This window comes from Helicobacter pylori (assembly GCF_001653475.1).
GTDB lineage: Bacteria > Campylobacterota > Campylobacteria > Campylobacterales > Helicobacteraceae > Helicobacter > Helicobacter pylori_CM.
On record NZ_CP011487.1, the window covers coordinates 1 to 14,616 of the forward strand.

Genomic DNA, 14,616 nt, shown 5'->3' on the forward strand with positions numbered 1-14,616 from the left:
TTGAAATTAAAATGGTTAGATAAGTCTCGTAAAAGTATGAGATCCTATCACAAGATTTCGTTAATATAGCATATATTGATAAGATTTTTGCACTAATCGGGCGTTTTGTTGTTTCAAAAAAAAAAAAAAGGTTTTTGGGGTGTTTTGGAACAAATATTAAACCAATAAAAGTAATTTTAAAAAAATGAGGTTGTTGAATAGGGGTAGTTATAAAAAAAGGGGGGTTTTTTAACTTTGATTGTTTCTGGTTTGTTGTAAAAATAATTTCTTAAATTTTCTTAAGAGAAGTGTTTTATAATTATTTTCCCCAAAAACTCAAGGGCTTGCTTGTAAAAGCGGAGTTATCCTTGAGTTTTGGGGCGTTTGCATGCGGTTATTGATAGATTATCGCTTGCTTGGTGCAAGATGCCTACTCTTTAAACAAGGTTTTGAGCGTTTCTTAAAACTATCATTAACGATTTGTTAGGACAAAACCTAACCCCCTACATAGACTTGTCTTGGGCGTGTGATCCTGGCTTGCGGGCTTTTGACATGCTCTAAAAGCTGAGCGCACCAACCTACGGTTCTGCCAATGACAAACACCGGCGTGAAGAAACGCACGGGGATTTTTAAAGCCCTTAAAATCGTGCCAGAGTAGAAATCCACATTAGGGTAGAGATTCCTTTCAATGAAATACTCGTCTTTTAGCGCAATTTCTTCTACTTTCGCAGCGATTTCGCTCAATCTCTCATCCATTTTAACGCCTTTTTTGTGTAGTTCGTCTTTTAAGCCTTTTAAGATTTTTGCGCGCGGATCATAGCTTTTATACACTCTATGCCCAAAGCCCATGAGTTTGAAATTGTCGTTCTTGTCTTTCACGCGTGCGATGGTTTTATCCACATTTTTCACATCGCCAATTTCTTCTAATTGCAAAAGCACTTTTTCGTTCGCCCCACCATGCAAATGCCCCCATAAAGCGCTAATGCCCGCACTAATGGCTGCATAAGGATGTACACCGGTGCTAGCGACATTCCTTACCGTGGTAGAAGAGGCGTTTTGCCCATGGTCAGCGTGCAAGGTTAGGATTTTATCAAAGGCTTCCACTTCTAGGGGCGTGATTTCCACTTCGCCTTGAGTGGTGTGTTTCAATCGGCTGTAAGGATATCCTCTCAGCATGAAAAGGATATTTTCCACATAAGAGCGTGCGATATCCGGATAAATAATGGGCGCTCCCACTTCATTACGATAGCAAATAGCCGCAAGCGTGGGGATTTTAGCGACAATCCTTCTAGCCATAGTCTGGTAATCTTCTTCAGTGTGCATGTTTTGGTGCGTGGAATAAAGGGTGGATAAAATAGACACACCGCTAGAGAGTTTCGCCATAGGGTGGGCGTTACTAGGGAAAGCTGAAAACATGTTCAACAAGCTCTCATGCACAAAGCTTCTGTGCCGTAATTCCAATTCAAATTCCAAGCTTTCATCTTGATTTTTGGGCAATTCCCCTGTGAGAAGCAATTTGCACACATCTACATATTTGTATTTGGCGACTAAATCTTCTATTCTATGCCCTCTGTAATACAATTCGCCTTTTTTGCCATTGATATAGCTGATCTTAGACTGACACCCAGCGGTAGAAGAATACCCTGGATCGTAAGAAAAAAACCCGGTCGTTTCAAAAAGCTTGGAAAAATCCACCGCTTTAGGCCCACGAGTGCATTCAATCGTTTCAAATTCATAGCGTTCATTATTTTCATTATTGATTAAAGTAATAGACATCCAATTTCCTTAAGTATTTAATGGTATTCAGCTCCCAATTATAAGCCAAAAAATTAAATGATTTCTTTTTAAAAACATTCCGTTTTTTCAAGTTATTTCTAAACGCTACTTTTAAACACGCATTCAAAAAAAGATTTTTAGGGGTTATATAGTATTTTTGTGCTAGTATAGTTACTTAAATTTTATAAAAAGGACGAGAGATGGCTTACAACCCTAAAATTTTACAAAAGCCTAAAGAGGGCGAAGAAATTACGATTAAAGACGGCAAATTGCATGTGCCAAACCACCCCATTATCCCTTTCATTGAGGGCGATGGCATTGGATCGGATATTACCCCTGCGATGATTAAAGTCGTGGATAGCGCGGTTCAAAAAGCGTATAAGGGCGAGAAAAAAATCGCATGGTATGAGGTGTTTGTGGGCGAAAAATGCTATCAAAAATTTAAAGATCATAAAGAATTAAGCCCAGAAGAGCAATGGCTGTTACCGGACACTATTGAAGCGATTAACCATTATAAAGTCTCTATTAAAGGGCCTTTGACCACGCCTATTGGTGAGGGGTTTAGATCTTTGAATGTAGCGTTACGCCAAAAAATGGATTTGTATGTGTGTTTGAGACCGGTAAGATGGTATGGGAGCCCGAGCCCGGTTAAAGAACCAGAAAAAGTGGATATGGTGATTTTTAGAGAAAATTCTGAAGATATTTATGCGGGCATTGAGTGGCAAGAAGGCAGCACGGAAGCGAAAAAACTCATCCATTTTTTACAAAATGAATTAAAGGTTAAAAAAATCCGCTTCCCTGAAAGCAGTGGCATAGGGGTAAAACCCATTAGTAAAGAAGGCACAGAGAGGCTGGTGAGGAAGGCGATTGAATACGCTATTGATAACGACAAGCCAAGCGTAACTTTTGTGCATAAAGGTAATATCATGAAATACACTGAGGGGGCGTTCATGAAATGGGGCTATGCACTCGCTCAAAAAGAATTTAACGCTCAAGTCATTGATAAAGGTCCATGGTGTTCTTTGAAAAACCCTAAAACCGGTAAAGAAATCATCATTAAAGACATGATCGCTGATGCCTTTTTGCAACAAATCTTATTACGCCCTAGCGAATACAGCGTCATTGCGACCATGAATTTGAATGGGGATTATATCTCTGATGCGTTAGCGGCGATGGTGGGGGGTATTGGTATCGCTCCTGGGGCTAATCTCAATGACACAGTGGGCATGTTTGAAGCCACCCATGGCACCGCTCCTAAATACACCGGGCTAGATAAAGTCAATCCGGGGTCTATTATTTTGAGCGCGGAAATGATGTTAAGGCATATGGGTTGGGTGGAAGCGGCTGATCTGATCGTTTCTGCTATGGAAAAAGCGATTAAAAGCAAGAAAGTCACTTATGATTTCGCTCGTTTGATGGATGGGGCTAAAGAAGTGAAATGCTCTGAATTTGCTAGCGTGATGATTGAAAACATGTGAAAGAGCGTTTTTTAAGCTCTTAAATGGTGTTTGAATGCGAAAAAAACACTAATACTATCATAAGGAATGAAGTTGGTAAAATTTGTGCGTAATGTGGTTTTGTTCATTTTAACGGCGATCTTTTTAGCGCTCATGCTTTTAGTGAGCTATTTCATGCCCCATTATAGCGTGGCTGTCATTAGCGGGGTGGAAGTCAAAAGAATGAATGAAAATGAAAACACGCCCAATAAGGCGTTAAAAAGCCCTACTAGAGATGTTTATTTTATACAAACTTACGACCCCAAAGACAAACAGAGCGTGAAAGTCTATCGCAATGAAGACACGCGCTTTGGCTTCCCTTTTTATTTTAAGTTTAATTCGGCTGATATTTCGGCTCTCGCTCAAAGTTTAGTCAATCAGCAAGTGGAAGTGCAATACTATGGCTGGCGGATCAACACGCTAGACATGTTCCCTAATGCGATTTTTTTAAAGCCCCTAAAAGAGAGTGCTGGCATTTCAAAGCCCATTTTTAGCTGGATTTTATACGCTTTGCTGTTAGTGGTCTTTTTTATCAGCGTGGGTTCTGTTTGCGCTTTATTTAAGGGCAAAGCTCATTAAATCTTTTAGGCTTTGTTGGAAAATCACAATGGGGTTATTGGAGCGTTCATTAAAAAGCTCAATATAGGGCAAGCTGATGCTGTGAAAAGCGGTGTTGTTTCCTCTCAAATTGATAGCGATTTTATAGTCTAGTTGGTGGGATTTCAATAAAAAATCATTCAGCAAACAATCGTTAATCAAGCCCAAATTGTCATGGCTAATCAAAAGCATTTTAGCTTTTAATTTTAGGGCAAAATCCAGCATGTTTTCTTCTAAAGTGATAGGCACGCATAGCCCTCCAGCCCCTTCAACGATGACTAAATCATAAGTTTTGGTGAAATTTTGGAGGCGCTGGATTAAATTATTGGTATCAATGGGGGTGTTTTGGTTTTCTTCTTGTTGGGCGATGAGGGGGGCTGAAGCTTTAGTGTAACGATAGAATGAAATGTCTTTTAAGGTTAAAGAGCGATCTAAAAGGCGGTTATCTTGCAAGAACAAATGCGCATCGCTAAAGTGGTTGGTCGTGTCATTAACGCCTGTTTCAATGGGCTTTAATAGAATCGTTCTGACGCCACAAGCGTTGCAATATTGGGCTAATAGTCTAGCGCATGTGGTTTTGCCGGCATTAGTGTTAGTCGCGCTGATAAAGAGCATGGTTTAACTTTTAAATTGGTAAGCCCCATCAAATATGCTTTTAGATAGTCTAGGGCTGATGTTATCAAGTTGTGTCACTAAATCTGTCGGTGAGATAAAGCAATAACCCACATCGGTGTCTATAGTGTTAGCAAGCGCTTTAGCAATGAGTGTAGAACTCACTTTTTTACCTTGTCGCATAGCTTTAAAAAGGTTATTGACTTTAATGTTGTGGTTGTAACTCTGTCTAAAGCTTTTACTTGTAGAGCATTTTAGTCTTTCTCTGTTATCAATACCTTGTCGCTCCCAATTTTCTATCTCATCAATAGTGAAAATCTTGGGATACCCATAAGCCCGAACCCTACTTTGTGTCCTTTCAATAAATCCTTTAATTTCATTTTCAAATGTGTCTGTAAGGTTGCCAATAATGTGAGGCATATAAGTCGCTTTTAATTGTGTCTTAACAATGTCTTTAAAAGCTATACCATAATTGTCTTTTTCAGGTTTTTTCTCAAAGAATGTATAGACTTGATTTTTTAGTCTTGTGAGAGATTTTGGTAATTGACTAGGGCTAGAGAATGTGATGTTATTAAATTTAGCCCACACCTTACCAAAATCCTCTGGTAGAGCGCTCACCAATTCCACATAGTATCTGTCTTTGTTATTATAGACACTATTTTCACAATAACAAATCGCTGCTTGATTGAATTTTTTCCCCCATAATAATAAGTGGTCTTTCAAATCAAATGCGCTACTAGGTTCGTTTTGGAATACAAAAAAGCTAACTTCTTTATCTGGTAAAATATTGTCTTTAGGGTTGTCTTTCCAATATCCTAGCACTTCAATGTAACCAATGAAATCTCGCTTACTATCCAATATCCCTTTTAGCTGTCGTGTTCTATCCATATTGTCCTTTTTAGTGTAGCGGTATCTCTCAATAAATTCTTTACTAGACATAAGGTCTTTCATTGTGGCTTCACTTTTAGGGTTTAAGAATTTACTAACAAAAGACTTGCCTAATGCTGTGGATAGTTTGAGAGCGATAGTCCTATACTCTCTCAAAAAGGCGTCAGCAAGATGAGAAGCGTCTATGGGGTTAGGGTCGCCATTCCATTTTTTAGCTACTTTGTCTAATTGAGAAACCTTAAAACCGCTCTTATAAGCTTCTACTAATAATTCTTGTTCCTTTTCAGTAAAGTCTTTAATAAAAGCGTCTTTAAAAGGTCTAAACGCCGAGATGATCCCAAAAGGTAGTCCGCTAGCAATCTTTTTATAAATGCTGACAAGATTAGAACTCTCAATTGTAGAGCCTTTGATGGTTTTGTGGCTCATATCGTATTTAAGTCGTGAGATTTCATCGCCAAATGCATCTAAAAACTTGCTTAAGGGCATGCTCTTACCAAGCACCCTAACTTCAGGTTTATTTTGTCTAGCTAACTTCTTGTCCGCTAAAGCCTTATCAATAGCTCCTGTCAAAGAAGTGTTTCTTTGTGGCTCATCAACAAATTCTAAAAAGTCGTAACTCAATAGCATTTTGTGTCCTTTTTTGAGCGAGATTATAACGCTTTATCTTTGAGCTTTCAGCGGTAATTAGGGTTTATTTGGTATAATATCAAAACTTCATTTAAGGTTGGTTCTTATGAATATTTTATTTGGGATTAGCGACACGCAAGAATGTTATAACGCTATTAAATTCGCTGTCAAATTAGCCCATTCGCTTAAAGAGGTCCGTTTTACCTTATTGCATGTGAGCATGGAAGTGTTTATTTATAGCGAAAGCGGGATGATGGATTATGGCCAGACAGAAGCCTTAGAAGAAGAAAAAGCTAAGGCTTTGTTAAAGCAATTTGAAGACGCTTTCAAAAAAGAAAATATAGAGTGCGAGAGCGTTCTAAAAAGCGGTGATTTGATTGATGTGGTCTTGGATATGGCTAAGGATTATGATTTGTTATTGATTGGAGCGAGCGAATCGAATTTGTTGTATCGTTTGTTCATTTCACACCAAAATAGCCTTGTTGAACAATCCAGTATCCCTGTTGTGATCGCTAAGTAGCATGAAAATGTATAACATACCTACCCCCACCATGTCGCAGGTGATCATGGTGGATGACCCCATTACGACAGCGGAATTTGTAATCTCTGCTTTGAGGGATTTTTTTGACAAGTCTTTGGAAGAGGCTCAAGCTCTCACAGCCAGAGCGTTAGATCTCCCTTTAAAACTATTGGTAGAAGAGATAAAATAATGGCTAAATTCAATCAAGATCTAAATGAAGTTCTAAACCAAGCTTTAAATTTAGCCTTGGATCTTAACCACGCCCTTTGCACCACAGAGCATGTGCTATTGGTTATTTTAGAGCATGAGAGCGGGGCAAAGATGATTGGCGCTTTAGAAAGAGATGACTATGATCAAATGAAGCAAATCCTTAAAGACTATTTGTTGCAATATGTGCCCTTAAAGAGTGATCCAGCCAAAATGCCTGACAGGAGTTTTGTGCTATTAAGAATGCTTAAAAGAATGTATGCGAGTTGTTTTGAGAGCGTGGGCGTGGAAGAATTGCTTATTTTAATGCTGGATCACCCTGATTGTTACGCTTCAAAACTCATGGATAGTTTTGGCATCGCTCGTTTGTATTCCAATCCTGCTTTATTGGATTTGGACAACCATGGTATCCCTAATGACATTAATAATGAAGAAGCGCCCAAAAACACTCCCCTAAAAAAATACGCTAAAAATTTGAGCGCTTTAGCCCAAGATAACGCTTTAGATCCCGTCATTGGCAGAGAAGAAGAGATTCTAAGAGTGATAGAAATTTTAGGGCGCAGAAAAAAGAATAACCCGCTTTTAATTGGCGAAGCGGGCGTAGGGAAAACCTCCATCGCTGAAGCTTTGGCTTTAAAAATCGCTCAAAAAGAAGTGCCGGAGTTTTTGCAAGAATATGAAGTCTATTCTTTGGATGTGGCTTTAATGGTGGCTGGGACAAAATACAGAGGGGATTTTGAAAAACGCTTGAAAAAAACGCTCAAAGAAATCCAACAAAACGGTCGTATCATTTTATTCATTGATGAAATCCACACCCTTTTAGGCGCAGGGAGCAGTAACGCTGGGAACTTGGATGCGGCGAATATATTAAAACCGGTTTTAACGGACGGGAGCTTGAAATGTTTAGGAGCGACCACTTTTGAAGAATACCGCAGCGTGTTTGAAAAAGACAAGGCTTTCAACAGGCGCTTTTCAGTAATAAAAGTTGAAGAGCCTTCTAAAGAGGCGTGTTACTTGATTTTAAAAAAGATCGCTCCCCTTTATGAAGAACACCACCAGGTGCGTTATGATGAGAGCGTGTTTAAGGCATGCGTGGATTTAACGAGTTATTACATGCATGATAAATTCTTGCCGGATAAAGCGATTGAATTACTAGATGAGGTGGGATCGAGGAAAAAAATCAACCCTAAGAAGGGCAAAAAAATCGGCGTTGATGATGTGAAAGAAACGCTCGCTCTAAAGCTTAAAATCCCTAAAATGCGTTTGAGCAACGATAAAAAAGCCCTTTTAAGGAATTTAGAAAAATCGCTTAAAAATAAGATTTTTGCCCAAGCAGAAGCGATCAATCTCGTTAGCAATGCGATTAAAATCCAGTATTGTGGGCTTTCTGCAAAGAATAAGCCTGTGGGGAGCTTTTTATTCGTAGGGCCTAGTGGGGTGGGGAAAACAGAGTTGGCTAAAGAATTGGCCTTGAATTTGGATTTGCATTTTGAACGCTTTGACATGAGCGAATACAAAGAAGCCCATAGCGTGGCAAAACTCATCGGGAGTCCTAGCGGTTATGTGGGGTTTGAGCAAGGGGGGCTATTGGTGAATGCGATTAAAAAACACCCGCATTGTTTGCTGCTTTTAGATGAAATAGAAAAAGCCCATTCTAATGTGTATGATTTGTTGTTGCAAGTGATGGATAACGCCACTTTGAGCGATAGTTTAGGCAATCAGGCGAGTTTTAAGCATGTGATTTTGATCATGACTTCCAATGTGGGGAGTAAGGATAAGGATACGCTAGGGTTTTTTAGCGCTAAAAACACCAAGCATGATAAAGCCGTTAAAGAGCTTTTGACCCCTGAATTACGCTCTAGGATTGATGCGATCGTGCCCTTTAACGCGCTCAGTTTGGAGGATTTTGAACGCATTGTCTCTGTAGAATTAGACAAATTAAAAGCCCTAGCGCTAGAGCAAGACATAGCCTTAAAATTCCATAAAGAAGTTTTGAAATTCATTGCGCAAAAAAGCTATCAAACGACTTTAGGAGCGAGAGAAATTAAAAAAATCATTCACAATGAAATCAAAACCCAATTAAGCGATCTACTGCTCTTGCAATCGTTTAAAAAACCTTGTAAGATCGCTTGCTTGCTAGAAAAAAACCAATTGGCTTTAAAAGAAATCAAGCGTGCACAAAAAGTGAAAGAAAATGACTTTTGAAATGCTTTATAGTAAAATCCATAGGGCTACTATCACAGACGCTAATCTCAATTATGTAGGTTCGATCACTATAGATGAGGATTTAGCCAAGCTCGCCAAGCTCAGAGAGGGTATGAAGGTAGAAATCGTGGATGTCAATAACGGCGAACGCTTCAGCACCTATGTGATTTTAGGGAAAAAAAGGGGCGAAATTTGCGTCAATGGCGCAGCAGCCAGAAAGGTGGCCATAGGCGATGTGGTGATCATTTTAGCTTATGCGAGCATGAATGAAGATGAAATCAACGCGCACAAGCCATGCATTGTGCTGGTGGGTGAAAAGAATGAAATTTTAGAAAAATAAGGGGTTAGAGATGGATTTTAGTCAATTGGGTGGGTTACTAGACGGCATGAAAAAAGAGTTTTCTCAACTAGAAGAAAAGAATAAAGACACGATCCACACTTCCAAAAGCGGTGGGGGAATGGTGAGCGTGAGTTTTAATGGGGTGGGGGAGTTAGTGGATTTGCAAATTGATGACAGCCTGTTAGAAGATAAAGAAGCGATGCAAATCTATTTGATGAGCGCTTTGAATGACGGGTATAAAGCCGTAGAAGAAAACCGAAAAAATTTAGCCTTTAATATGTTGGGGAATTTTGCTAAATTGTGATGTTTCACAAAGCCCTTATCATTCTATGTTTTTTTTTGAATGGCTTAGGGGCTTATGATTTCAAGCATTGTCAGGCTTTTTTTAAAAAAGCGAGCCTTCAAAAAGGGGGCGTGGCTTTAAAAGAATTGCCTAAGGGCGTGTATTTGTATTATTCCAAAACCTACCCTAAACACGCCAAAGTCATCAAATCCGATCCTTTTGTGGGGTTGTATTTGTTGCAAAGCACACCAAGCGAGTATGTTTATACATTAAGGGATTTAGACAAAAACGCCCTTATAAGGCCAATGGCTAGTATAGGGGATAATCAAGCCATAGAAGCACGATTGCTTTTTAAACAAAAAGGCTATGATCGCTACGCCCAAATTTCACAAGAGATCCAAAAAAATGGCGTTATCAGTAATATTTGCTATCAAATGTTAGGGCTAGGGGTAGGGGGGAATGGCTTTATAGAAACGAAATTTATCAAGCGCTTTTTAAACCAGCAAGAGCCTTATTATGGGGATATTGGGGTGCGTTTAGAAGAGGATAATAAGCGTTTAGTGGTAGCGCAATTTGATCCCTTTTTCCCTAAAAACCCTTTTTTAAAAAACGATGAAATCCTAGCGATCAACCATCAAAAGATCCACTCATTAGCGGAGTTTGAATGGATGGTGAGCAATCTTGAATACCAAAGCCTTGTAAAAGTAACCATCAAACGAAACCATAAAATCAAAGAAGTAACGCTTAAAGCCAATAAGCGTTATGGGGGGTTTTTACTCAAAGACACTTTTTTAGAGCGCTATGGCATCGCTTTAGATGAGCGTTTTATCATCACTAAAATAGGCAGTCATTTACCCAAAGGCTTGGATTTTTTAAAGCTTGGGGATAGGATTTTATGGGTGAATCGTAAAAATGTGGCGTTCAACCCGAAAGCTTTAAGAGAAGCGTTAAGCGCGACTAAAATTGAATTATTAATGTGGCGTAAAGGCTTTGAATTTTACATTAAAGTCCGTTGAAATTGATGAAAAATGACGCTTATGAGATCATTCTTTCTTGGTTTATCACGCCTCTCACGGCGATTTTAGGGCGTTTCGCTGAATTTTTTCTCTATACTTTGCATGCGCAATTGGTGTTTAATAGCATGGTCGCTTTGGCGTTCATGCTCTTTGCTTATAGGAGCATGAAAGAACAGAATTTCTTCAGCGCCAGCGCGCTTTTAGAAGCGTTATTATTTGTGGGGTTTTTTGCGCTTTTTAACTACGCTTTAAAAAATCCCATGCATTTTTACGAATTTTTCCAAAACGCTATTTTTATTGCACCTAACATGATCGTGCAAAGTCTCTCTCAAAGCTTGAGTAACTTTTCTAACCACGCGCTTTCTTTAGATTTTATCTTTAATCATGGTTTTTATGCCCTTAGTTTTATCAGCGATTTGAGCCATAATGAAATGTCTGTGTGGCTTTTTTTAAGTATCTTGCAAGCCCTTTTTTTGAGCGTGCTGTTTGCGATCATCATTTTAGTGTATTTAGAAGTGCATGTGTGGTGCTCTTTAGGGGTGCTGTTTTTAGCGTTTGGGTTTTTTAAGACCTGGAGGAGCATTGTGGTGGCATGCTTAAAAAAATGCTTCGCTCTTGGATTTTACAAGCCTTTTTTGTTGTTGGTGGGGTTTTTGAATGTGTCGGTTACTAAGGCTTTAATAGACGCTCATATGCAAGAAAAACAAGACTTAAGCCTTTTATTGGTGGTAGCGTTATTTTTGTGTTGCGTTTTTATCATAGGCGTGCCTTTTTTCATCAACGCTTTGTTTAGGGTGCAAAACAGCCTTAAAGAAACTTATAAACTCGCCACAAATTTGAGCGCTAACCTCAGCCAAAACGCCCTTAATTCCTTACAATACATCACGACCCCACCCGCTCCTTCTAGCGTTTCTTCTATGAGCGAAAGCGTCTCTAAAGAAAAAGAAACGCATTCCCCCACATTTAAGGTAGAAACCACTCAATTAGATGTAAAAATTCCAAATTTCAAGCAAAAAAAGGTTAAAAAGGATACAATAAATACAAAAAATGAAATTTAAATAAATGGGAATTTAATGAGAATTTTTTTTGTTATTATGGGACTCATGTTGTTTGGTTGCACCAGTAAGGTGCATGAGATGAAAAAAAGCCCTTGCACATTGTATGAAAACAGGTTGAATCTCGCATGAAAGAAAAGCCTTTCAATAGCGAGCAATTGATCTATTTAGAAGAGCTTTTAAGCCACCAAGAAAAGCATTTAGAAAACAAGCTTTCTGGTTTTTCGGTGAATGATTTGGACATGCAAAGCGTGTTTAGACTGGAGAGGAACCGCTTGAAAATCGCTTATAAACTCTTAGGCTTGATGAGTTTTATCGCTCTTGTTTTAGCGATCGTGTTAATCAGTGTTTTACCCCTACAAAAAACCGAACACCATTTCGTGGATTTTTTAAACCAGGACAAGCATTACGCCATTATCCAAAGAGCGGATAAAAGCATTTCTAGTAATGAAGCGTTGGCTCGCTCGCTCATTGGGGCGTATGTGTTAAACCGAGAGAGCATTAACCGCATTGACGATAAATCGCGCTATGAATTGGTGCGCTTGCAAAGCAGTTCTAAAGTGTGGCAACGCTTTGAAGATTTGATTAAAGCGCAAAACAGCATTTATACGCAAAGCCATTTGGAAAGAGAAGTCCATATCGTCAATATTGCGATCTATCAGCAAGACAATAACCCCATTGCGAGCGTCTCTATTGCAGCTAAACTCATGAACGAAAACAAGTTGGTGTATGAAAAGCGTTATAAAATCGTGCTGAGTTATTTGTTTGACACCCCGGATTTTGATTACGCTTCCATGCCTAAAAACCCTACTGGCTTTAAAATCACTCGCTACAGCATCACTGAAATCGCGCCGATTAATAGGGGCGATTGATGCGTAAGGTTTTATACGCTCTTGCGGGTTTTTTGTTGGCTTTTAGCGCTTTAAAAGCCGATGATTTTTTAGAAGAGGCTAACGAAACAGCCCCGGCGAATTTAAACCACCCCATGCAGGATTTAAACGCCATTCAAGGGAGCTTTTTTGATAAAAACCGCTCAAAAATGTCCAACACTTTGAACATTGATTACTTTCAAGGGCAAACCTATAAAATCCGCTTGCGTTATGCGATGGCGACCTTATTGTTTTTTTCAAAACCCATTAGCGATTTTGTTTTAGGGGATAAGGTGGGCTTTGATGCGAAAATCTTAGAAAGTAACGATCGCATTTTACTTATCAAACCCTTACAAATTGGCGTGGATTCTAATGTCAGCGTGATTGATAATGAGGGTAAGATTTTTTCTTTCTATGTGTTTTCTACCACTTTCACTAGCTCCAAACACCCTAATTTACAGGTTTTCATAGAAGATAAAAATTATTATTCCAACGCTTTTATGAAGCCGCAAAATAAAGAAAATATCCTTGAAAATGCCCTTAAAAACAACAAACCCTTAAAAGAAGAAACCAAAGAAAAAGAAGAAGAGACTATAACCATTGGCGATAACACTAATGCCATGAAAATCGTTAAAAAAGACATTCAAAAAGGCTATAGGGCTTTAAAAAGCTCTCAAAGGAAATGGTATTGTTTAGGGATTTGTTCTAAAAAATCCAAACTCTCCTTGATGCCTGAAGAAATTTTTAACGACAAGCAATTCACTTATTTTAAATTTGACAAAAAATTAGCGCTCTCTAAATTCCCAGTGATTTATAAAGTCGTTGATGGCTATGATAACCCGGTGAATACAAGGATTGTGGGCGATTACATTATCGCTGAAGATGTCTCGGCTAAATGGACTTTAAGGCTGGGCAAGGACTATTTGTGTATTCGTTTTATCAAAAAGGGTAAAAATGAATAAGTGGGTTAAGGGGGCGCTTGTTTTTGTAGGGGGTTTCGCAGCGATTATAACAATTTCTTTAATCTATCATCAAAAGCCAAAAGCCCCTCTAAATAACCAATCTAACCTTTTGAATGACGATGAGGTGAAATACCCCTTACAAGACTACACCTTCACTCAAAGCCCGCAGCCAATTCCTACAGAAAGCTCCAAAGACGCTACCATCAAAGCCTTACAAGAACAGCTAAAAGCCGCTTTAAAAGCCCTAAACTCCAAAGAAATGAGCTATTCTAAAGAAGAAACTTTTAAGAACCCTTCCATAGATCCAAAAACAAACACAACCCCCCCTAAAAAAGACTTTTCTTTAAAGCAATTGGATTTACTAGCCGCTCGCATCACCCCTTTCAAACAAAGCCCTAAAAATTACGAAGAAAACCTGATTTTCCCCATGGATAACCCTAAAGGCATTGATGGTTTTACTAACCTTAAAGAAAAAGACATTGCCACTAATGAAAACAAGCTTTTACGCACCATTACAGCCGATAAAATGATACCCGCCTTTTTGATCACGCCTATTTCTAGCCAGATCGCTGGTAAAGTCATCGCGCAAGTGGAGAGCGATATTTTTGCTCACATGGGCAAGGCCGTCTTAATCCTCAAAGGCTCTAAAGTCATAGGCTATTACAGCAACAATAACAAAATGGGCGAATACCGCTTGGATATTGTATGGAGCCGCATCATCACTCCCCATGGCATCAATATCATGCTCACTAACGCTAAAGGGGCGGACATTAAAGGCTATAACGGATTAGTGGGGGAATTGATTGAAAGGAATTTCCAGCGCTATGGCGTGCCATTACTGCTTTCTACTCTCACTAACGGCTTATTGATTGGGATCACTTCGGCTTTAAACAACAGGGGCAATAAAGAAGAGGTGACTAATTTCTTTGGGGATTATCTTTTATTGCAATTGATGAGGCAAAGCGGCATGGGGATCAATCAAGTGGTCAATCAAATTTTAAGAGACAAGAGCAAGATCGCTCCTATTGTGGTGATTAGAGAGGGGAGTAGGGTTTTCATTTCGCCTAATACTGACATCTTCTTTCCTATACCCAGAGAGAATGAAGTCATCGCTGAGTTTTTGAAGTAACTCAAAAATGCCAGATTAAAAACGCTATAATAACCCTAAAAAACAAAAGAGAGCC

16 protein-coding genes are annotated in these 14,616 nt (G+C 39.0%); 13 read left to right on the forward strand and 3 right to left on the reverse strand.

Annotated features, from left to right (window positions below; all coding sequences use genetic code 11):
- Nucleotides 1-474: 474 nt before the first annotated feature.
- A complete protein-coding gene (locus AA974_RS00005; protein WP_064432884.1) occupies nt 475-1,755 on the reverse strand; it encodes a citrate synthase in 1,281 nt (426 codons plus the stop codon).
- A gap of 200 nt (nt 1,756-1,955) precedes the next feature.
- Between AA974_RS00005 and icd the strand changes: the two genes are divergently transcribed.
- Complete coding sequence (gene icd / locus AA974_RS00010; protein WP_064432885.1) at nt 1,956-3,233, forward strand: isocitrate dehydrogenase (NADP(+)); 1,278 nt, start codon at nt 1,956-1,958, stop codon at nt 3,231-3,233.
- A gap of 72 nt (nt 3,234-3,305) precedes the next feature.
- Nucleotides 3,306-3,830: a DUF1523 family protein gene (locus tag AA974_RS00015; RefSeq protein ID WP_064432886.1), complete on the forward strand. Its 525-nt coding sequence runs from the start codon at nt 3,306-3,308 to the stop codon at nt 3,828-3,830.
- Here the strand turns inward: AA974_RS00015 and bioD are convergent.
- Both bioD and AA974_RS00025 read right to left on the reverse strand, forming a co-directional pair.
- Nucleotides 3,807-4,463, reverse strand: a complete 657-nt coding sequence (bioD, locus tag AA974_RS00020) for a dethiobiotin synthase (RefSeq protein ID WP_064432887.1) — start codon at nt 4,461-4,463, stop codon at nt 3,807-3,809. The two genes, AA974_RS00015 and bioD, sit on opposite strands and share 24 nt — an antisense overlap.
- Nucleotides 4,464-4,466: 3 nt before the next feature.
- On the reverse strand, nt 4,467-5,975 hold the full coding sequence (locus AA974_RS00025) for a hypothetical protein (RefSeq protein WP_230380950.1): 1,509 nt from the start codon (nt 5,973-5,975) through the stop codon (nt 4,467-4,469).
- A 106-nt stretch (nt 5,976-6,081) separates the two neighbouring features.
- On the opposite strand from AA974_RS00025, the gene AA974_RS00030 reads away from it, so the two are divergent.
- Genes AA974_RS00030 through AA974_RS00080 form a run of 11 tightly spaced genes read left to right on the forward strand, consistent with a single transcriptional unit; the run spans nt 6,082 to nt 14,561 of the window.
- Complete coding sequence (locus tag AA974_RS00030) at nt 6,082-6,495, forward strand: universal stress protein (RefSeq protein WP_001023005.1); 414 nt, start codon at nt 6,082-6,084, stop codon at nt 6,493-6,495.
- A 1-nt stretch (nt 6,496) separates the two neighbouring features.
- Entirely contained in the window at nt 6,497-6,685 is a 189-nt protein-coding gene (locus tag AA974_RS00035) for an ATP-dependent Clp protease adaptor ClpS (RefSeq protein ID WP_080470962.1), read from the forward strand.
- Nucleotides 6,685-8,907, forward strand: a complete 2,223-nt coding sequence (locus tag AA974_RS00040) for an AAA family ATPase (protein WP_064432888.1) — start codon at nt 6,685-6,687, stop codon at nt 8,905-8,907. Before AA974_RS00035 ends, AA974_RS00040 begins: the two co-directional genes overlap by 1 nt.
- Nucleotides 8,897-9,247, forward strand: coding sequence for an aspartate 1-decarboxylase (gene panD / locus AA974_RS00045; RefSeq protein ID WP_064432889.1), 351 nt, complete (start codon nt 8,897-8,899; stop codon nt 9,245-9,247). Before AA974_RS00040 ends, panD begins: the two co-directional genes overlap by 11 nt.
- Nucleotides 9,248-9,257: 10 nt before the next feature.
- Nucleotides 9,258-9,551, forward strand: coding sequence for a YbaB/EbfC family nucleoid-associated protein (locus AA974_RS00050; RefSeq protein WP_000347917.1), 294 nt, complete (start codon nt 9,258-9,260; stop codon nt 9,549-9,551).
- Nucleotides 9,551-10,546, forward strand: a complete 996-nt coding sequence (locus AA974_RS00055; protein ID WP_064432890.1) for a PDZ domain-containing protein — start codon at nt 9,551-9,553, stop codon at nt 10,544-10,546. Before AA974_RS00050 ends, AA974_RS00055 begins: the two co-directional genes overlap by 1 nt.
- Nucleotides 10,547-10,551: 5 nt before the next feature.
- The gene (locus AA974_RS00060; protein WP_064434028.1) at nt 10,552-11,604 is read left to right on the forward strand and encodes a type IV secretion system protein; all 1,053 of its coding nucleotides are present in this window, start codon (nt 10,552-10,554) and stop codon (nt 11,602-11,604) included.
- A gap of 15 nt (nt 11,605-11,619) precedes the next feature.
- Nucleotides 11,620-11,733 carry a hypothetical protein gene (locus AA974_RS00065; RefSeq protein WP_001217871.1) on the forward strand — a complete coding sequence of 38 codons (114 nt, stop codon included), beginning with the start codon at nt 11,620-11,622 and terminating at the stop codon, nt 11,731-11,733.
- Nucleotides 11,730-12,473 (forward strand): VirB8 family type IV secretion system protein, encoded by a 744-nt coding sequence (locus tag AA974_RS00070; protein WP_064432891.1) that lies wholly within the window; start codon nt 11,730-11,732, stop codon nt 12,471-12,473. Before AA974_RS00065 ends, AA974_RS00070 begins: the two co-directional genes overlap by 4 nt.
- Complete coding sequence (locus tag AA974_RS00075; RefSeq protein WP_064432892.1) at nt 12,473-13,432, forward strand: TrbG/VirB9 family P-type conjugative transfer protein; 960 nt, start codon at nt 12,473-12,475, stop codon at nt 13,430-13,432. The genes AA974_RS00070 and AA974_RS00075 overlap by 1 nt, the downstream gene beginning before the upstream one ends.
- A complete protein-coding gene (locus AA974_RS00080) occupies nt 13,425-14,561 on the forward strand; it encodes a DNA type IV secretion system protein ComB10 (RefSeq protein ID WP_064432893.1) in 1,137 nt (378 codons plus the stop codon). The genes AA974_RS00075 and AA974_RS00080 overlap by 8 nt, the downstream gene beginning before the upstream one ends.
- The last annotated feature ends 55 nt before the right edge of the window (nt 14,562-14,616 follow it).